The sequence below is a fragment of the Aeromicrobium camelliae genome (assembly GCF_003850045.1).
In the GTDB taxonomy this organism is placed as follows: domain Bacteria; phylum Actinomycetota; class Actinomycetes; order Propionibacteriales; family Nocardioidaceae; genus Aeromicrobium; species Aeromicrobium camelliae.
This window is the reverse complement of the sequence record NZ_RQJX01000001.1, coordinates 275107-293704: the sequence shown is the minus strand read 5'-3', so window position 1 is coordinate 293704 and position 18598 is coordinate 275107. Positions and strand designations below refer to the sequence as shown.

General features: G+C 68.8%; 14 protein-coding genes, 1 other RNA gene and 1 pseudogene. 4 read left to right on the top strand and 12 right to left on the bottom strand.

Going from position 1 to position 18598, the window contains the following annotated elements:
• Nucleotides 1–26: 26 nt before the first annotated feature.
• Nucleotides 27–4566 (top strand): annotated as a pseudogene (locus EHW97_RS15910) (ATP-dependent helicase).
• Entirely contained in the window at nucleotides 4559–5353 is a 795-nt protein-coding gene (locus EHW97_RS01515; RefSeq protein WP_124235388.1) for a DNA-formamidopyrimidine glycosylase family protein, read from the top strand. The pseudogene EHW97_RS15910 and the gene EHW97_RS01515 overlap by 8 nt, the downstream one beginning before the upstream one ends.
• A gap of 28 nt (nucleotides 5354–5381) precedes the next feature.
• On the opposite strand, the gene EHW97_RS01510 is transcribed toward EHW97_RS01515, so the two are convergent.
• Nucleotides 5382–6890 (bottom strand): flavin-containing monooxygenase, encoded by a 1509-nt coding sequence (locus EHW97_RS01510; protein ID WP_124235387.1) that lies wholly within the window; start codon nucleotides 6888–6890, stop codon nucleotides 5382–5384.
• A gap of 135 nt (nucleotides 6891–7025) precedes the next feature.
• Here EHW97_RS01510 and EHW97_RS01505 point away from each other — a divergent pair, with 135 nt between their 5' ends.
• Together EHW97_RS01505 and EHW97_RS01500 are read left to right on the top strand one after the other, a co-directional pair.
• Complete coding sequence (locus EHW97_RS01505) at nucleotides 7026–7640, top strand: vitamin K epoxide reductase family protein (RefSeq protein WP_124235386.1); 615 nt, start codon at nucleotides 7026–7028, stop codon at nucleotides 7638–7640.
• Between the two features lie 86 nt (nucleotides 7641–7726).
• The gene (locus tag EHW97_RS01500) at nucleotides 7727–8944 is read left to right on the top strand and encodes an alpha/beta hydrolase (protein ID WP_124235385.1); all 1218 of its coding nucleotides are present in this window, start codon (nucleotides 7727–7729) and stop codon (nucleotides 8942–8944) included.
• Here EHW97_RS01500 and EHW97_RS01495 read toward each other — a convergent pair.
• The 11 genes from EHW97_RS01495 to ftsE form a co-directional block, all read right to left on the bottom strand.
• Nucleotides 8922–9749 carry an NAD-dependent epimerase/dehydratase family protein gene (locus EHW97_RS01495; RefSeq protein WP_124235384.1) on the bottom strand — a complete coding sequence of 276 codons (828 nt, stop codon included), beginning with the start codon at nucleotides 9747–9749 and terminating at the stop codon, nucleotides 8922–8924. The two genes, EHW97_RS01500 and EHW97_RS01495, sit on opposite strands and share 23 nt — an antisense overlap.
• 22 nt (nucleotides 9750–9771) lie before the next feature.
• Nucleotides 9772–10530: an iron ABC transporter ATP-binding protein gene (locus tag EHW97_RS01490; RefSeq protein WP_124235383.1), complete on the bottom strand. Its 759-nt coding sequence runs from the start codon at nucleotides 10528–10530 to the stop codon at nucleotides 9772–9774.
• The gene (locus EHW97_RS01485; RefSeq protein ID WP_124235382.1) at nucleotides 10527–11549 is read right to left on the bottom strand and encodes an iron chelate uptake ABC transporter family permease subunit; all 1023 of its coding nucleotides are present in this window, start codon (nucleotides 11547–11549) and stop codon (nucleotides 10527–10529) included. Before EHW97_RS01485 ends, EHW97_RS01490 begins: the two co-directional genes overlap by 4 nt.
• Nucleotides 11542–12525: an ABC transporter permease gene (locus tag EHW97_RS01480; RefSeq protein WP_124235381.1), complete on the bottom strand. Its 984-nt coding sequence runs from the start codon at nucleotides 12523–12525 to the stop codon at nucleotides 11542–11544. The genes EHW97_RS01485 and EHW97_RS01480 overlap by 8 nt, the downstream gene beginning before the upstream one ends.
• Nucleotides 12526–12542: 17 nt before the next feature.
• On the bottom strand, nucleotides 12543–13535 hold the full coding sequence (locus tag EHW97_RS01475) for a siderophore ABC transporter substrate-binding protein (protein ID WP_124235380.1): 993 nt from the start codon (nucleotides 13533–13535) through the stop codon (nucleotides 12543–12545).
• A 209-nt stretch (nucleotides 13536–13744) separates the two neighbouring features.
• Nucleotides 13745–14115, bottom strand: a transfer-messenger RNA (tmRNA) gene (ssrA, locus tag EHW97_RS01470).
• Between the two features lie 63 nt (nucleotides 14116–14178).
• A complete protein-coding gene (locus EHW97_RS01465) occupies nucleotides 14179–15066 on the bottom strand; it encodes an amidohydrolase family protein (RefSeq protein WP_124235379.1) in 888 nt (295 codons plus the stop codon).
• A complete protein-coding gene (gene smpB, locus EHW97_RS01460) occupies nucleotides 15066–15539 on the bottom strand; it encodes an SsrA-binding protein SmpB (RefSeq protein WP_124235378.1) in 474 nt (157 codons plus the stop codon). The genes EHW97_RS01465 and smpB overlap by 1 nt, the downstream gene beginning before the upstream one ends.
• Nucleotides 15540–15551: 12 nt before the next feature.
• Complete coding sequence (locus tag EHW97_RS01455; protein WP_124235377.1) at nucleotides 15552–16859, bottom strand: M23 family metallopeptidase; 1308 nt, start codon at nucleotides 16857–16859, stop codon at nucleotides 15552–15554.
• Nucleotides 16860–16982: 123 nt separating this feature from the next.
• Nucleotides 16983–17897: a permease-like cell division protein FtsX gene (gene ftsX, locus EHW97_RS01450; protein WP_124235376.1), complete on the bottom strand. Its 915-nt coding sequence runs from the start codon at nucleotides 17895–17897 to the stop codon at nucleotides 16983–16985.
• A 5-nt stretch (nucleotides 17898–17902) separates the two neighbouring features.
• Nucleotides 17903–18592, bottom strand: coding sequence for a cell division ATP-binding protein FtsE (gene ftsE / locus EHW97_RS01445; protein WP_124235375.1), 690 nt, complete (start codon nucleotides 18590–18592; stop codon nucleotides 17903–17905).
• Nucleotides 18593–18598 lie beyond the last annotated feature (6 nt).

The window sequence follows — 18598 nt, the reverse complement described above, 5'->3', positions numbered from 1 at the left end:
TCGGTGTCTCCTGCCACCATGGGAGCATGTCGATCCTGCCGGAGAGCGCGGACTTCACCGCGGCCACCCGCGCCTGGTTCGCCGAGTCGTTCTCCGCTCCCACGCCTGCGCAGATCGGCGCGTGGGACTCGGTGGCTGCGGGCCACCACACGCTCGTCGTGGCGCCCACCGGCTCGGGCAAGACGCTCGCCGCGTTCCTCTCCGCGATCGACCGGCTGCTGCGCCCCCGCGAGGACGATGCCCCCGGTGTCCGGGTCCTGTATGTCTCGCCGCTCAAGGCCCTGGCTGTCGACGTCGAACGCAACCTCCGATCTCCCCTGGTCGGCATCTCCAACGTGGCAGTGCGCGACGGAACGCCGTTCCGCGAGGTGTCCGTGGGGGTGCGCTCGGGCGATACCCCGCCGGCCGAGCGGCGCCGCCTTCAGGCGCACCCTCCCGACATCCTCATCACCACGCCCGAGTCGCTCTTCCTCATGCTGACGTCCTCGGTGCGCGAGACGCTGCGCACCGTCGACACCGTCATCGTCGACGAGATCCACGCCGTCGCCGGCACCAAACGCGGAGCGCACCTGGCCCTGTCGCTCGAGCGCCTCGACGCCCTCCTCGAACGCCCGGCGCAGCGGATCGGGCTCAGCGCCACCGTCCGTCCACACGAGGAGGTGGCCCGGTTCCTGGGCGGTCAATCCCCCGTCAGCGTCGTCGCGCCCACCTCGCCGTCGCGCATGGACCTGCAGATCGTGGTCCCCGTCCCGGACATGACCCAGCTCGGCCCCCGTCCTCTTCGCGAAGGGCCACCGGAGGGGTCGGCCGCCCAGGCGCTGCGCGACCCCGATACCGACCGAGAATCCGGCGGCACCATCTGGCCGCACGTCGAAGAGGCGATCGTCGACCGCGTGCTCGACGCACGCTCCACCATCGTCTTCGCCAACTCCCGCGGAGTCGCCGAACGGCTCACCGCGCGGCTGAACGAGGCTTACGTCGAGCGCCTCGAGGGCCAGCGCCTGCAGCCGGACACGCGGCAGCCCGCGCACATGGGCGGTCTCTCGGGGCAGTCCGACGGCGCCCCGGCCACGCTGGCACGGGCCCATCACGGGTCGGTCAGCAAGGAGCAACGGGCGATCATCGAGGACGACCTCAAGTCTGGTCGGCTGCGCTGCGTCGTCGCCACGTCGAGCCTGGAGCTCGGCATCGACATGGGCGCCGTCGACCTTGTGATCCAGGTGTCCTCGCCGCCCTCCGTCGCGGCCGGCCTGCAGCGTGTGGGGCGCGCCGGACACCAGGTCGGCGAGCTCTCGCAGGGCGTCATGTTCCCCACCAACCGTCATGACCTGGTCGCCGCCGCCGTCACCGCGTCCCGCATGCGGTCCGGCGACATCGAGCAGCTGCGCGTGCCTGCCAACCCGCTGGACATCCTCGCCCAGCAGACCGTCGCGGCCGCGGCGCTCGAACCCCTCGACGTCGAGGAGTGGTTCGACACCGTGCGCCGTAGCGCCCCGTTCGCCGGCCTGCCGCGCTCCGCCTTCGACGCCACGCTCGACCTCGTCTCGGGCCGTTATCCGTCCGACGAGTTCGGCGAGCTGCGTCCGCGACTCGTGTGGGACCGCGACGCCGGCACCCTGACGGGGCGGCCCGGGTCTCAGCGCCTGGCCGTCACGAGCGGCGGCACGATCCCCGACCGCGGCATGTTCTCGGTGGTCCTGGCCGGCGAGGACGCGTCCGGCGGCCGCAAGGTCGGTGAGCTGGACGAGGAGATGGTCTACGAGTCGCGCGTCGACGACGTCATCGCGCTCGGTGCGACGAGCTGGCGCATCCAGGAGATCACCCACGATCGCGTCATCGTCGTCCCCGCGTACGGTCTGCCGGCCAGGCTCCCGTTCTGGCGCGGCGACGCGGTCGGCCGCCCGTACGAGCTCGGCCGCGCCATCGGGCAGTTCCTGCGCGAGCTCGAGCAGGCGGCTCCCCCCCGCCGACATCGGCCTCGACGACCACGCGGTCGCCAACCTCAGCGCTCTCGTGGCCGATCAACGCGCAGCCACCGGTCATCTGCCCACCGACCAGACGCTCATCCTCGAGCGTTTCCGCGACGAGCTGGGCGACTGGCGGGTCGTGCTGCTGTCGCCGTACGGACGTGCCGTGCACGCACCGTGGGCGCTCGCCGTCGGTGCGCGCATTCTCGAGCGCTACGGCGTCGACGGCTCCGTCGTCGCCGGGGACGACGGCATCGTGGCCCGCATCCCCGACACCGATACCGACCCGCCCGGGGCGGACCTCTTCGTCTTCGATCCGGACGAGCTCGAGGAGATCGTCACCCAGGAGGTCGGCGGCTCCGCACTCTTCTCCTCGCGATTCCGCGAATGCGCGGCCCGCGCGCTCCTGCTCCCCCGCCGCAATCCAGGGTCGCGGGCACCGCTGTGGCAGCAGCGGCAACGGTCAGCCCAACTCCTCGACGTCGCCCGGCAGTTCCCCACCTTCCCGATCCTGCTGGAGACCGCTCGCGAAGTCTTGCAAGACGTCTACGACCTTCCGGCGTTGCAGGACCTCGCTCGCCGGATCGCTGGGCGTGAGGTCGGTCTGCTGGAGGTCACCACCGATGTCGCTTCGCCGTTCGCACAGACTCAACTCTTCGGGTACGTCGGCGCGTTCCTCTACGACGGGGACCTTCCCCTCGCCGAACGGCGCGCCGCTGCGCTGACCCTCGATCCGGAACTGCTCGCTGAACTGCTCGGCCGGACCGACCTTCGTGAACTGCTCGATCCGGAGGTTGTCGAGACCACCGAACGCGATTTGCAGCGCCTCACGCCGGAGCGCGCTGCCCGCTCGCTCGAACACGTTGCGGACCTGCTGCGCCTCATCGGACCGCTCGATGCCGACGAGGTCGTCGCGCGCACCGCTCCGGAACATCGCGCCGAGGTCGCGGGCTGGCTGTCGGGTCTACGCGATCAGCGCCGCGCCATCGAGGTGCCGGTCGGCGGCGTCCTGCGCTGGGCAGCGGTGGAGGACGCGGCGCGGCTGCGCGACGCCCTCGGCACCGCCTTGCCGATGGGCATCGCCGCGGCCCACCTCGAGGCCGCCGGCGATCCGCTGACGGACCTGGTCGCGCGCTACGCGCGGTGCCACGGCCCCTTCACCACTGACGATGTGGCCTCTCGCTACGGCTTGGGCATCGCGGTCGTGGGCGCAACGCTGGCACGCCTCACTGACCAGCGGCGGGTGGTGCACGGCGAATTCCACCCGTCCGCCATCGGGCGCGACGAGTGGATCGACGCCGGCGTCCTGCGCAGGCTCCGGGCCCGTTCGTTGGCTGCGGCGCGCCAGCAGGTCGAGCCGGTCGACGCGCTGACCTTCGCCCGGTTCCTCCCCGCCTGGCAGCAGGTCGGCAGCCGCCAGCGCGGACTCGATGCCGTGCTCACGGCGGTCGATCAACTCGCCGGGGTGCCGTTGCCGGCCTCGGCCTGGGAGTCGCTGATCCTCCCCTCGCGGGTCGCTGACTACCAGCCCGCCATGCTCGATGAACTGCTCGCCGCCGGCGAAGTCAGCTGGACGGGAGCAGGCACGCTTGCCGGCAACGACGGCTGGGTGCTCATCACGCCCGGCGACCTCGGCGGCCTGCACCGTGGTGAACCTCCGATTCCCGAGTCCACCGCCGCGGCGCTGCTGGACGCCATGCAGGGCTCGGGGGCGTTCCTGTTCAGTCAACTGGTCGAACTGGTGGAGCACAGCAACGAGACCGACGAGGTCGTCAACGCCCTCTGGGACCTCGTCTGGTCCGGTCAGGTCTCCAACGACACGTTCGCGCCGGTGCGCGCCCGCATCCGCGGCGGGGGTGCTCACCGCACGCGCCGCACTCCGCCCAGAGCCCGGCTCCACCGCGGTGCGCGGCGCCCGGCTCGCGCCGTTCTTCCGCCGGTGGCCTCCGGACGCTGGTTCGCCCTCGACGCACCCGCCGACACGACCGCCGCGCAACTGCTGCGCACCGAACTCGCGCTCCACCGCCACGGCGTCGTCACCAAGGGGGCGGTCGCCGTCGAAAGCCCGCCCGGCGGATTCGCCGCGATGTACCGGGTACTGCGCGAGATGGAGACCTCCGGCGCGGCATTGCGGGGGTACTTCGTCGACGGCCTCGGCGGTGCGCAGTTCGCCGCCAAAGGGGCGATCGACCGCCTGCGCGCCCATGCCCGCGACGACGACGCCCCGTCTCGGGACGCGCCCGTCGTCCTCGCGGCCACCGACCCGGCGAACCCGTACGGCGCCGCGCTGCCGTGGCCCGAGCGCGAGACGGGCGGACACCGCCCGGGCCGCAAGGCCGGGGCCCTCGTGGTGCTGCACGACGGGCACCTCGTGCTGTACCTGGAGCGCGGCGGCAAGACCCTGCTGACGTTCAGCGACGATCCGGCGCGCCTCGACCTCGCGGCTGAGGGATTCGTCCGCACCGCCCGCGGCCTGCGGCTCGGGCGACTCACGATCCACACCGCCGACGGCCAGCCTGTGGCGGACACACCGATCGGCAAGGCCCTGGCCGCGGCCGGCTTCGAGGCCCACCTGAAGGGTCTGCGGCTCGATGCCTGAGGGTGACACCGTCTGGCGCACGGCCCACCACCTTCACGAGGCGTTCGCGAACACGACGCTCACGCGGACGGACTTCCGGGTTCCGCAGTACGCCACGGTCGACCTCGTGGGTCAGCGCGTCGACGAGGTTGTCAGCTACGGCAAGCACCTGCTGATGCGCACCGAGGCCTTCACGGTGCACTCCCATCTCAAGATGGAAGGCTCCTGGCACCTCTACCGCCTCCCCCGCCCGCGCTGGCGCCGACCGGCGCACAGCGCTCGAGCGGTGCTCGAGAACAACGACTGGCAGGCTGTGGGCTTCTCCCTCGGGCTCCTCGAGGTACTCCCCCGCGACCGTGAAACGGACGTCGTGGGCCACCTCGGCCCGGATCTACTCGGCGACGACTTCGATGCCGAGGAGGCCGACAGCCGGGTCAGCAGCGACCCGGACCGACCGGTCTTCCTCGCCCTGCTCGACCAGCGCAACGTGGCCGGGTTCGGCAACGAGTACGTCAACGAGCTGTTGTTCCTGCGTCGGCTCGCACCCACGCGCCCGGTCGGCGAGGTTCCCGACGTGCACGGCCTCATCGAACTCGGCCAGCGGCTGCTGTCCGCGAACGCTCGCCAGGTCGATCGCTCGTTCGGGGTGGATCTACGCGGGCGCAGACGCGGCGACGAGCCGCGCTGGGTGTACGGGCGGGCCGGACGACCGTGCCGCCGTTGCGGCACCGCCATCCACCAAGGTCACCTCGGTGACGATCCCACCCGCGAGCGCGTCACCTTCTGGTGCCCGCGGTGCCAGACCTGACCGAGAACCCAGATGTGCGCCCTCAACGTCAACCACCCAGGGTCGCGGTCGACGAACTGCGCGCAAATCTGGGGTCTTCGCCGCCGAGCTCGGAGCGCCGGACCCAGATCATCTCCTCGTCGAGGTCGGTGCGCCGGGCGTCCCAGGCGTCCAGGAACCAGTTCTGCCGGATCGTCCACGGCCGGCGCGACCCCTGCAACGGGAGCTTGTCCTCCACCCGCTTGATGTAGTTGGACTCCAGGTCGAGGATGGGCGCCGGGTCGCCGCTGGCGCCGGCCGGATCGGGCATGCCGTACGCGTACCCGTGCTCATCGAGGTGGTTGAGGTAGCGGGCGACGTACTTCCAGGTGAGGTCGGCGCGCAACGTCCACGACGCGTTCGTGTACCCGACGCACCAGGCGAGGTTCGGCACACCGCTGAACATGAGGCCCTTGTAGGTGTAAAGCTCGTGCGGGTCGATGGTGCGACCGTCGACTGAGACGTCGATCTGCCCCAGCGCGACCAGCTGAAGCCCCGTGGCGGTGACCACAATGTCGGCATCGAGGTGCTCGCCGGATTTCAACGCGATGCCCTTCGGAGTGAACTCCTCGATGTGGTCGGTCACGATGTCGGCCTTGCCTTCGCGCACCACCCGCCACAAGTCGCCACCCGGCACGACGCACAGTCGCTGGTCCCACGGCTTGTAGTACGGCGACAGGTGCTTGCTGTCGAGCTCCGGCGCTTGACGCTGAGCCAGGCCGAGGAGGATGCGGCGGGCGAGCTTGGGGAAGGTGCGGCAGAAGACGTAGAACCCCACGGTCACGACCGCATAGCGCAGTCGGGTGGCCCGGTGGACCAGCTGCTGGGGCAGGAGGCGACGCGCGACGTTGGCGATCGGGTCCTTACCCGGCTGGGACAGGATGTAGGTGGGCGAGCGCTGGAGCATCGTCACCTTGGCGGCGTCGCGCGCCATCGACGGCAGCAGCGTGATCGCCGTGGCGCCCGATCCGATGATCACGACGTTCTTCCCGGCGTAATCGAGGTCCTCGGGCCAGAACTGCGGATGCACGACCCGTCCCTCGTAGTCCTCGATTCCGCGGAACGGCGGAGTGTAGCCCTCGTCGTAGCTGTAGTAGCCGCTGCACAGGTAGAGGAAGGACGCCGTGACCGTCTCGGTCGATCCGTCATCCAAGCGCGAGGTCACGGTCCAGAGCGCATCCTCACTGGACCAGGACGCGGACTCGACGCGACGGCCGTAGCGGATGTGCGGGGCGATTCCCGCTTCACGTGCCGTGTCGACGATGTACTGGCGGATGTCGCCACCGTCCGCGATGGCCTTCTCGTTGGTCCACGGACGGAACGGGTAGCTGAGCGTGTACATGTCCGAGTCGGAGCGGACACCCGGGTAGCGGAACAGGTCCCACGTGCCGCCGATCTGCTCACGCTGCTCGAGGACCGCGTAGGTCTTGCCAGGACTCATCTCCTGCAGGCGGTAGGCAGCGCCGATGCCCGACAGGCCCGCCCCGACGATCAGGACGTCCACGTGATCTGTGCTCATGTGCCTCGATCTCCGATCCGCCGATGCTGGTCACCGTATATGACATCGGCAGTGTCACATTAACAGATACTCACAGTATCCGAAACTGCCCATGAAGCGGCTTCGCGGCTACCGCGGGCGACTTAGGATGAGCCCATGACGACAGCAGCCGAGGGCACCGCGCCGGGCGACTTCCAGGATGACACGCGCCCGCGGGACGGGCAGCATCGCGGACTGGGCCTGTTCCTCGCGATCGCCGGCGGCATCGGCGTGCTCGCCTCAGCCATCCTGACGATCGACAAGATCAACCTCCTCGAGGCCGAGGCCGCGGGTGAGCAGCTCGCCCTCGGTTGCGATCTCAACGCGTTCGTCAGCTGCAGCGGCGTCATCGCCTCGGAGCAGGCGGAGGCGTTCGGCTTCCCCAACCCCCTCATCGGCATCGCCGGCTTCGCCGTGGTCGCAACGCTGGGCGTGCTGCTCGCCAGCGGACTGCGGTTGCCGGGCTGGGTGTGGGGCGGCCTGCAGGCCGGCACCGTCTTCGGCATCGCCTTCGTGACGTGGCTGCAGTACCAGAGCATCTTCACCATCGGTCGGCTCTGCCCGTGGTGCATGGTCGTGTGGTCGATGATGATCCCGATCTTCGTCCTCGTCACCGCACGCAACGTCCCCGGACGATTCCTGCGCAACTGGTCCGGACTGATCATCGCGCTGTGGTACATCGCGATCGCGGCGACGATCTTCTTCGTCTTCGGCGACACCCTCTGGGCGTGACGCCCGCGGTCGGCTCGTCCCCAGCAGGAGACGGCCGACGCCGGTAACGTGCCGCGTGGCCAGCAGGACGACGCGGGAGGACGACGATGCCCTCGACCGAGACGACATCGCAGCGACCCACCCGTCGGCTGTCGGCCGTCGCGGCCTGGACCGTCGCCCTCGTGATCCTCGCGACTCAGGTGGTGGCGCTGGTTCCCCCGTCATGGTGGGGCCCGGCACTGGACGTGCCGTGGCTGCAGTACGCAATCATCGTGCTCGGCGTCGTACGCGACGAACTGGGAATCTGGCTCGTCCTGCTGGCGGTCCTCGGGCTCGTACTGGCCGTCCGTGCGGTGCGTGCTCACTCCTCGGCAGCTCGACGGGTCATGACGTTGCTCGCCGCCGTCGCGCTCGTCGCGTCCGGCACCACAGCCGGCACCTTGACGGTCGTCGCCGCCGACCACGGAGCCGGTGTCCGCCCGTTCGCGCCGACGCTGCCCTTCCGTTCTGACCTCGGCGCTCCGGACGAGACGGTGACCCTCACCCAGTTCGGCGACGAGACGCTGCGGGCCGACCTCTACCTGCCGGACGCACAGAGTGCCGATCCATGGCCCGTCGTGGTCTACGTGCACGGCGGCGGTTTCGACGGAGGCGACAAGGGTCCCTCGCCCTATCACCGGTATCTCGCCGATCACGGCTACGCCGTGCTGGACGTGCAGTACCGCCTGGCGGCGCCGGGCCGACCGACCTGGGACCTCGCGGTGAGCGATGTGGGCTGCGCGCTGACGTGGGTGACGCGTCACGCGGACGACCGCGGCCTCGATCATGACCGAGTGGCGATCTTCGGGCAGTCGGCCGGTGGCAACCTCGCCTACAACGCCGGCTACCTCACTGAAGCGGGCGAGCTCGAACCGTCCTGCGGGGCCGCCGGCGAACTGCCGACCGTCCGCGCCGTGCTCGGCAGCTACCCTGCCGTCGATCTGACCGACACACGCACCGTCTTCGGGCGGCGATTGAGCGCCGGGTACACCGGCGGATCACCCGAGGAGTACCCCGAGCGGTACGCGTTCACCCATCCGCTCACGCACGCGCGCCCGTCGTCTCCGCCTACGCTCGTCATTCAGGGCACTCGTGACCACCTGGTGCTCCCCCAACCGGTCGAACGCTTCGCCCACGGAGTCCGCGAGCTCGGCGTGCCGACCCGCTACGTGGCGCTGCCGGCCAGCGAACACGGGGCCGGCGACTTCGGCGGGACCGCGACATGGGGCACGCGGACCACGCGCGCGGCCGTGCTGCAATGGCTCAACGCCCACGTGCGCGGATGAGCGCGCCGTACCCTTCCCGGTAGCTCGGGTACGCGAACGAGAAGCCGGTCGAACGCAGCAGGTCGCCCCGGCAGCGCTTACCGCCCACCGCGGCCCTTTCGACATCATGCGCCGGTGGAGCGATGCCCAGTTCAGCGGCGATGAACTCGGCGATCTCGGCGCGGGTCGCCGACACTCCGTCGACTCCGAGATAGACCGGTGCGGGCGCCGCGGCTTCGAGGAGTAAGTGAACGACGGCGGCCGCGGCATCGTCGACGTGGATGAGGTTGAGGAACCGCCCCGCGTTGGCCAGCGGGCCGCCGGCCTCCACCTGGCGCAGGAGCCGATCACGCCCCGGGCCGTAGATCCCGCCGAGGCGCAGGACGACCGCTTCGGGAGCCCGGCGGCGCAGCAAGTCCTCGGCTTCGACGAGCACGGCGGATGTGCCTGTCGCGGCGGCGGTGGGGGTGCGCTCGTCGACCCAGCTGCCGTCGCTGATTCCGTAGACGCCGGTCGAGGACACCAGGACGACTCGCGGCGGCTCAGCGAGCCGGTCGACGGCGTCGAGCACGTTGCCGAGGGCGTCGACGTAGGCACGGCGGTACCCCTCGACGCTCCGTTCACCGGCCGCCGTCGCGACGACGACGTACTTCGTGTCGTCGGGAAAGTCGGGCGACTCGGTGGCGAGGTCGATCGAGCGGCCGTCGATCGGTGCCGGCACCTCGTCGGCGTGACGACGCAGGCCGAGGACGCGGTGGCCGCGCTCGGCGAGACGCAACCCGATGCGAGTTCCGAGGTCCCCGCATCCGGCGATCACTGCGCTCATGTCGTACCTCTCGTCAGGTCGGTCACTGGTAGTAGACCGCGACCGGGTGCTCACGGTGCTGGATGACGTCCACCGGCGTACCGAACACCTCGGTCAGCACGTGCGGCGTGATGACTTCGTGCGGGGACCCCACGTGCGCGATCCGGCCGTCGACCATCGCGACGACCAGATCAGCGTAGGCCGCGGCGAAGTTGACGTCGTGCACGACCACGACGATCGTGCGGCCGAGCTCGTCGGCCGCCCTGCGCAGTTGTCGCATCATCGCGACGGCGTGGCGCATGTCGAGGTTGTTCAGCGGCTCGTCCAGGAGGACGTAGTCGGTCTCCTGCGCGAGCACCATCGCGACGTAGGCGCGCTGACGCTGGCCGCCCGAGAGCTCGTCGAGGAAGCGATCCTGCAGGTGCACCAGGTCGAGGAACTCCAGCGCCATGTCCACGGCGTCGACATCGTGCGGGTGCATCCGGCCCTGGGAGTGGGGGAAGCGCCCGAGACCCACGAGCTGTCGCACGGTGAGGCGCGCCACGAAGTGGTTCTCCTGGCGCAGGATCGCGAGCTTCTTGGCCAGCTCGCGCGAGTCGGACGTGACGACGTCGAGGTCGCCGACCTCCACGCGCCCGGAGTCGCCCGAGAGCAGCCGGCCGATGATCGTGAGCATCGTCGACTTGCCCGCCCCGTTGGGGCCGATGAGCGCGGTGACGCCGCCGCGAGGGATCTCGAGGTCGATCGGTCCGAGCGCGTGCACGCTGCCGTAGCGCTTCGTGAGGTTCGAGACGGTGATCATCGCAGACCCTTCCGCAGGAGGTAGACCAGGAACACCAGGCCACCGACCAGTTCGATGATGACGTTGATGAGTCCGGCGGCGTAGAACACGTGCCGCAGGATGAAGTACGCGATCAGCAGGGTGGAAGCGCCGACCGCGACCGCCATCGGCAGCGTGCGGCTGTGCTCACTGGAGCCCACGATCTGGTACGTCAGCAGGGCGACGACGAACCCGAGGAACGTCATCGGCCCGACGAGGGACGTCGACACGGAGATCAGCACCGCGACCAGGGTGAGCGCGATGAGCACCTCGCGTCGGTAGCCGACGCCCAGGCTGATGGCGGTCTCACGTCCCAGCGCCACGACGTCGAGGACGTGACGGCGCCGCCAGAGCACCACGCCCACGACGACGCAGACGAGACCGCCCCACGGCAGGTAGGTGACGTTGGAGACGCTGATGTTGCCGAAGAGCCGAGCGGTGAGGATGTCGAAGTCGCTCGGCGTCAGCAGCCGCTGCATGAACGTCGACAACGACGCGAATCCCATGCCCATGACCACGCCGACGAGCAACAGGACGTGCAGGCTCGTGTGCGTCCCGGAGAACAGCCAGCCGTAGAGCAACGCCGCGAACGCGACCATGAGCACGCTCTGCACGACGACCTTGAACAGGCCGTCAGTGGCCGCGACCGCGCCGGCGCCGAAGAAGAAGACGAGGGCGGTCTGAATCACCCGGTACAGCGCGTCGAAGCCGAGGATCGACGGAGTCAGGATGCGATTGTTCGTCACCGCGTGGAACACGACGGTGCCGACACCGTGGCAGAAGGCCACGATGAGGATCGTGCCGACCGACACCATCCGCGACTCGGCGATGATCCAGTAGCCGCGGCTGCCCACGGGAGCCGGGTTGCCGTAGAACAGGATCGCCAGGGCCGCCAGTACGGCGAGGACGGAGATGCCGATCAGCCGCGGACGAAAGGCCGCCAGCACACGCGACGTTTCGGCGGAGGCTCGGGCCGTCGCCCGCATGCTCACGTCAGCCATGACGCCTCAATCGCAGGACGAGCGCGATGAACCCGGCCGCGCCGAGGACACCGAGGATCACCGAGGCGGGCACCTCGAAGGGCATGCGGATCGTCCGGCCGACGAGGTCGCTGGCGGTCACGATCGCCACTCCCCCGAGGCAGACCCAGGGGAGGTTGGACCGCAGATCGTCGCCGCGGAGCATGGAGACCACGTTGGGAACGATGAGCCCGATGAACGGCAGGAACCCGACGACGACGGTGGTGACGCCCGTCGCGACCGAGACCATGAGCGTGCCGAGCAGCAGCACGCGCTCGTAGTTGAGGCCGACGTTCGTCGAGACGTCTTTGCCGAGACCGGCGACGGTCAGCCGGTCGGCGAGCAGGAAGATCGCCGCGCAGACCGCCGCGACCACCCAGAGCACCTCGTACTGGCCGCGCACCACGCTCGTGAAACTGCCCATGAACCAGGTGCCGAGCATCTGCAGGTAGTTCGTGGAGATCGCGATCAGGGTCGTCAGCGCGCTGACGACGGCGCCCAGCATGATGCCGACGATCGGGACGATCAGCGTGGTCCGCAGCTGCACCCGGCGCAGGATCGCCATGAAGATCATCGTCCCGAGGAAGGCCGAGACGCTGGCGATGATCATCCGCTCGGTGAGACCGGCCGAGGGCACGACGATCACCGAGACGAGGAGGCCGAGTGCCGCCCACTCGCTCGTGCCGGTCGTCGTCGGTTCGACGAAGCGGTTCTGTGTCAGTTGCTGCAGGACGAGCCCGCTGACCGCCATCGCGCTGCCGGCCAGGACCAGCGCGAGCGTGCGCGGCACGCGCGTGATCTGGAACATCTCGCCGCCGCCTTCGGCACCGAGGTCGTACACGCCGACGAACAGCGAGAGCACGACAAGGCCCGCCGTGACCACGGCGAGCGCCATCAGACCACCGGACCGCCGCCACCAGCTCGGCGAGCTGGTGGCGGCGGTCGGCGGTGACGTCATCACCACGAAGGGATCACTCAGGCGGACGCGGAGAACGCTTCGGCGAGCTGCTGGTACAGCGAGGTGTACGCCTGGATGTCCTCGGTGAGGTAGAAGTTCGGATCGAGGTAGACGACCTGGTCCTCGGTCACCGCGGTGACCGACGCGAGCGCCTGCGATTCGCCGATCAGCTCCTTGGCCGGGCGGTACTCACCCTCGCCGACCCCCGCGCCGTCACGGTCGAGCACGACGATCCAGTCCGGGTTGGCGGCGGCGATGGCCTCGACGCTGATGTCGTCGCCGTGGGAGGTGTCGTCGGCCTTCTGATCGATGGCCGGAACCAGGTCGAGCGTCGGGTAGAGAGCGCCGATGCTGCGACCGGTGACCGGAGCGCTGTAGCTGATCTCCCCGCCGGAGGTGATGAGTCCGACGACGGTGTCCTCACCGTTGTAGGCGTCCTTCGCCGCAGCCACGGCGTTGTCGTACTCGGCGTTGATCTCCTCGGCGTCGTCCTCGCGATCGAAGATCTTGCCGAGGATCTCCACCTGACGCTTGAGCTCGGTCGCGTGGTCCTCGCCCTCACGCGGCTCGATTTCGATCACGACGGCGTCAGGGTTCTGCGCCTTGATCTCGTCGTAGGACTCGCTGAAGCGGAAGCCGCCGATGATCAGATCGGGCTCGGCGGCGACGATCGATTCCAGATTCGGTTCGCGGTGCGATCCGACGTCGAGAACCTCCTCGTCGTCGGTGTACTCGGGCCACAGATCCTTGCCCATGATCGCCTTCGGCGCCGCGACAAGCGGGACGTCCCACTCTGAGAGCGTCTCGAACACGTGGTTGTCGAGCGCCACCACGCGCTCCGGCTTCACCGGCACCTCGACGGTTCCGTGGTTGTCCTCGATCGTCACGGTCTCCGTGGAGGCCGTCGTGTCCTCGTCCCCGCTCGAACTTCCACCGCCGCAGGCTGCGAGTACGAGGGCGAGCGCTCCGGCGCCGAGCGTGGCCGTGAGACGGCGAACAGGGACAGACATCGAGAATCTCCTCCGGTCGTAACAGAACGACAGCGCGGGGCCGGAATCCCAGCCGCGGCGCTGCTTAGGAGATCCTTACAAAGGCGTGCCTAACCTGGCAAGGGCGGAGCGCGGCCAACAGTCGTGATCCATCTCTCACCGACGAATACCACCCAGAACTCGTGGTGTACCACGTCAAAAGCCCCGGCCGGGCGGCCGGGGCTTTTGACGAGTGGAGCTGCCGGGAATCGAACCCGGGTCCTCTGGCGCTGAATCAGGACTTCTCCGGGTGCAGTCCGTCTGTCGCTTTTCTCAGCCCCGGTGCTCGGACGAACGCGTCACCGACAGGCTCAGCCGTAGAAAAGTCCCGGTCACGCCCTACGGCACGACGTGACCAGCAAGTCCCCTCGATGAGACAGACGATCCGGGACGGGGACGCTCCCGGGTCTGCCCTTCACCAGTCGCTGTCAGGCAGCGAGGGCGAAGTCAGTGCGCTTGGATTCGGCACTTATGGGTTTGCAACGATCGTTTAAGAGATGACGTTGCCTTCTCTACCCGCTTCTCCTGATCCGAACGACCACAGTCGAAACCGATCAGCCCCTCTGGAATTGTCAATCACCGGCGAACCGGCTCTCACCAGTCTACAACCCCGGCGGCCCCCACCCTATTCCGTCGAGGGCGGAGCCACCTGGAAGAGCCGGGCGCCGTTGTGCCAGAGCACCGCCCGCAGCCAGTCGTCCCCGAGGCCGAGCCCCTCGAGCACCTCGATCTGGTGGGCGTAGACGTACGGGATGTTGGGAAAGTCGGTGCCGAAGACGATGCGGTCGGACAACTCGGCCAACCGGGCGGGGACGCCGTCGGGGATCGCGTGGTCGTCGAGGAAGCCGACGAACGCCATGGTGGTGTCGAGATGCACGTTCTCGTACTTCTCGGCCAGATCGAGGAACTCGTGGACCTCCGGCATCCCGAGATGAGCGACGATCAGCGGGAGTCGCGGGTACCGCGCCAGCACGTCGGCCACGCCCCCAGGACCCGTGTGGGTGCCCGGAGCCGGGCCTGAACCGGCGTGCAGCACGACGGGGACGCCGGACTCCTCCACCCCGGCCCACACAGGGTCGAGCAGCGGGTCGTCCGCGGCGAAGTCGCCGACCTGAAGGTGAGCCTTGAAGACCTGGACGCCTTCGCCGATCAAGGCCCGAACGTAGTCGGCGGCCTCGGGCTCGGGATAGAAGGTCCCGGACCACAGGCTGTCGGGCACCCGGGCGGCGAAGTCGCGATTCCAGTCGTTCATGAAAGTCGCGACGCCCGGCTTGTGCGCGTAGGACAGCGCCGAGAACGCGGCGACCCCCATCGACCGCAGGTGCGCGACACGCTCGTCGTCACTCCAGCGGTAGGTGATGGGCCAGGGACGCCCCAGCAAGGGCCCGGCAGCGTCGAAGTAGGCCCACACTTTGCGGAGCACCTGCGGCGCCATGAAGTGCACATGGACGTCCACGATCCCCGGGATGCCCAGCCGTTCGATCAGACCCGGAACGTCCTCGTCGCGCAGCATCACATGCCCTTGAAGCGGCGGCCCATCTCGCGCTCGACCTCGCGCTTGGCCTGCCGCTCCGCGATCGCGTGGCGCTTGTCGAACTCCTTCTTACCGCGGGCCAGTGCGATTTCGACCTTGGCTCTGCCGTCCTTGAAGTACAGCGACAGCGGCACCAGCGTCAGGCCCTTGGCTTGCGTGCGCTGGTCGATCTTCTCGATCTCGGACCGGTGCAGGAGCATCTTGCGCTTGCGCCGCGTCTCGTGATTGGTCCAGGTGCCGTTGTCGTAGTGCGGGATGTGCACCTGCAGCAACCACGCCTCGCCGTTGTCGATCTCCCCGAAACCGTCGACGAGTGAGGCGCGTCCGGCGCGCAGCGACTTGACCTCGGTACCCGTGAGCACGAGGCCCGCCTCGAAGGTGTCCTCGATGTGGTAGTCGTGGCGTGCCTTCTTGTTCTGCGCGATCAGCTTGCGACCGGTCTCCTTGGCCATACGTCCATTGTCTCAGAGCCAACCCATCGGGTTCACGGTCTGGCCGTTCTGCAGCACCATGAAGTGCAGGTGGCAGCCCGTGGAGTAGCCGGTCGTGCCGACGTAGCCGATGACGTCCCCGCGGTTGACGTACTGGCCCGTCCCGCGCGCGTACCCCGACAAGTGGTTGTACGTCGTGATGACGCTGGCGCCGCGCATCACGCCGTGGTTGATGATCACCCGGTTGCCGTAACCGGCGTTGAAGTATTGCTGGATGATCGTGCCGGACGCGGCGGCGCGGATCGGCGTGCCGCAGCCGACGCCGAAGTCCGTGCCGTCGTGCAGCTTGTACACGCCGGTGACCGGGTGCAGGCGCATGCCGTAAGGCGAGGTGATCGGACCGCTGACCGGGTAGCTGAGGGAGTTACCTCCCCCGCCGCCGCCACCACCGCCGCCACCACCACCGCCACCGCCGCCACCGCCGGCGGCAGCAGCCTCGCGGGCCTTGCGGAGTTCCTCGGCCACGATCGCGTTGATCCGGTTCTGCAGCGCAGCGCGCTCGGCTTCGAGAGCGGCGAGCAAGCGCTGGTCCTCCTGGCGAGCCGCATTGGCTTCCGCCTGCGCGGCCTGGCGCGTGCTGACGAGTTCGGAGACCTGCGCAGCCTGCGCCTCGGCCTGCGCAGTCAGTTCCTGCATGCGGGCGACGTTGGCCTCGGCTTCCTTCTTCTGGGCCGCGACCTGGTCGCGCAGCTTCTCGACGCGCTGACGCTCGAGTTCGAGCATGACGCGCGAGGCCTCGAGTTCTTGCATCTTGGCGAGTTGGGCGTCGCCGATCGAACTGTTGATCTGGACGCGCTCGGAGAAGACGTTGGGGTCCTCACCCTGCAGCAGACCACCGAAGGCCCGGAGCCCCTGATCGCCCTGCATGACGCTGTCGACCGCGAACTGCTCCACCTCCGCCTCGGAGGCGGCGAGGTCCTTCTCCGCCTTCGCCACCCTCTCCTCGGCCGCGTCGAGTTCGGCCTCGGCCTTGGCCAGTTCCTCGCGCAGTTCGGCGTCGCGCGCCTGGGCCACGGCGAGTTCGCCGCGGGTCTGACCGAGCACCGTCTCGGCCTCACGCAGCCGGGCGCTGGCCGCGTTCAGCGCGGCGTTGGCCTCCTGGAACCTGGCGGTGGAGTGCTCCAACTCGCGCTGCGCCTGCTGGCGCTTCTCGTCGACTTGTCCCTGCTGGCGGCGCAGGTCGTCCTTGGAATCGGCAAAGGCCGACGGCGCTGCGAAGCCGGCCAGCAGGCCGACCATGAGCAACGCCGCCAGCAGTGGTTTACGTGCTGACGCGAGCATCGTCCAGACATCCTCGATCCGGGGAAGGTCCCACGGGTGTGGGACGGAATCGAACTTGTGTGACTGGTGTGACTCTACGTCATGCTCGCGCCCAGATGACCAGGACGCGCGGAGAACCTTCGATCAGACGTTGAGGTATTTGCGCGTCATGACCAGCGTCGGGATGAGAGCGAGGACGATCGACAGGGCGGTGGTCCAGCCCATCACGACGAACGCGTCCTGCCATCGCACCCACGTGGTGATGGTGCCGAGCGTGTCGCGCAGGTAGCCGTAGACGACGAAGTGCATGAACGCCGCCAGACCGCTGGCCGCCAGGGCCGCGGAGACGAGCGCGGCGACCAGCGACTCGAGGACGAACGGCAACTGGATGTGCCAGCTCGATGCGCCGACGAGGCGCATGATGCCGATCTCGCGGCGCCGCGCGAACGCGGTCATCCGGATCGTGTTCGACACCTGCAGAATCGCCGCGACGATGAGCAGCAGCGCGGTGCCGAGAGACGCCCACTGCAGCTTGTCGAGCATCTCGAACAGCGGACCGAGCAGCTCGCGCAGGGAGTTGACGTTGCCCACGCCGTCCATGCCCGACACCTGACTCACGACGCCGTCGAAGTCCTGCGGGTCGTTGAGGGTGACGAAGTACGACTCGGGGAACGAGTCCGGACCGAGCGTCTCGAGCTGCTTGCGGCCCGTGTCGGTCTGGCCGAGCAGCTCACGGGCCTGCTCGAAGTTGTCCTCCGGAGAACGCACCGAGAAGCTCTTGACCTCCGGGTTGGAGTCGAGGGCGTCCTGCACGGCCAGCTTCTGCTCGTCGGTCGCCACTCCCCCGACGCACGTGGCGGCGGGCGAGTTCTTGGTGCACAGGTTGACCTGCAACTGGAGGCGGTCACCGAAGTACCGCTCGGTGCGGTCGGCCTGGGCCTGGATCAGCAGGCCCAGGGACGCCAGCATCAAGGAGACGGACATCGTGACGATCAGGGAGATCGTCATCGAGGTGTTGCGCGACAGGCTCGCGCGAAGTTCAGAGAGGATCGCTCGCATGGGTCTCAGTTCTGGTAGCCGTAGATGCCGCGGGCTTCATCGCGCACAAGGCGGCCCTCGTTGAGCTCGATGACGCGCTTACGCATCTGATCGACGATCGAGGAGTCGTGGGTCGCCATGATGACGGTCGTGTCGGTCCGGTTGATCCGGTCCAGCAGCTTCATGATGCCGACGCTCGTGGCCGGGTCGAGGTTGCCGGTGGGCTCGTCGGCGATGAGGATCTTGGGCCGGTTGACGAAGGCGCGGGCGATCGCAACGCGCTGCTGCTCACCGCCGGACAGCTCTTCGGGCATACGGTGGCCCTTGCCCTCGAGCCCGACGAGTTCGAGCGTCTCCGGGACGAGCTCGTCGATCTCCTGGCGCGACTTGCCGATGACCTGGAGCGCGAAGGCGACGTTCTCGGTGACGGACTTGTTCGGCAGCAACCGGAAGTCCTGGAACACCGTGCCGATCTCGCGGCGGAGCTTGGGCACCTTCCACGACGACAGCTTGTTGATCTCCTTGCCGGCGACGTACACGTTGCCGGTGCTGGGGCGCGTCTCGCGGAGGATGAGTCGCAAGAAGGTGGACTTGCCCGAACCGGAGGCGCCGACGAGGAAGACGAACTCGCCCTTGGTGACCTCGAGATCGATGCCGTCGAGGGCCGCGCGCTTCTGCCCGGGGTAGGTCTTGCTGACCTTGTCGAAGCGAATCACTCGAAC

Coding starts and splice junctions, on each gene's coding strand:
- EHW97_RS01505 (WP_124235386.1), top strand. CDS start 7,026: ATGACGACAGCAGCCGAGGGCACCGCGCCGGGCGACTTCCAGGATGAC.
- EHW97_RS01510 (WP_124235387.1), bottom strand. CDS start 6,890: ATGAGCACAGATCACGTGGACGTCCTGATCGTCGGGGCGGGCCTGTCG.
- EHW97_RS01475 (WP_124235380.1), bottom strand. CDS start 13,535: ATGTCTGTCCCTGTTCGCCGTCTCACGGCCACGCTCGGCGCCGGAGCG.
- ftsX (WP_124235376.1), bottom strand. CDS start 17,897: ATGCGAGCGATCCTCTCTGAACTTCGCGCGAGCCTGTCGCGCAACACC.
- EHW97_RS01455 (WP_124235377.1), bottom strand. CDS start 16,859: ATGCTCGCGTCAGCACGTAAACCACTGCTGGCGGCGTTGCTCATGGTC.
- EHW97_RS01480 (WP_124235381.1), bottom strand. CDS start 12,525: ATGACGTCACCGCCGACCGCCGCCACCAGCTCGCCGAGCTGGTGGCGG.
- EHW97_RS01500 (WP_124235385.1), top strand. CDS start 7,727: ATGCCCTCGACCGAGACGACATCGCAGCGACCCACCCGTCGGCTGTCG.
- EHW97_RS01495 (WP_124235384.1), bottom strand. CDS start 9,749: ATGAGCGCAGTGATCGCCGGATGCGGGGACCTCGGAACTCGCATCGGG.
- EHW97_RS01490 (WP_124235383.1), bottom strand. CDS start 10,530: ATGATCACCGTCTCGAACCTCACGAAGCGCTACGGCAGCGTGCACGCG.
- EHW97_RS01485 (WP_124235382.1), bottom strand. CDS start 11,549: ATGGCTGACGTGAGCATGCGGGCGACGGCCCGAGCCTCCGCCGAAACG.
- EHW97_RS01465 (WP_124235379.1), bottom strand. CDS start 15,066: ATGCTGCGCGACGAGGACGTTCCGGGTCTGATCGAACGGCTGGGCATC.
- smpB (WP_124235378.1), bottom strand. CDS start 15,539: ATGGCCAAGGAGACCGGTCGCAAGCTGATCGCGCAGAACAAGAAGGCA.
- EHW97_RS01515 (WP_124235388.1), top strand. CDS start 4,559: ATGCCTGAGGGTGACACCGTCTGGCGCACGGCCCACCACCTTCACGAG.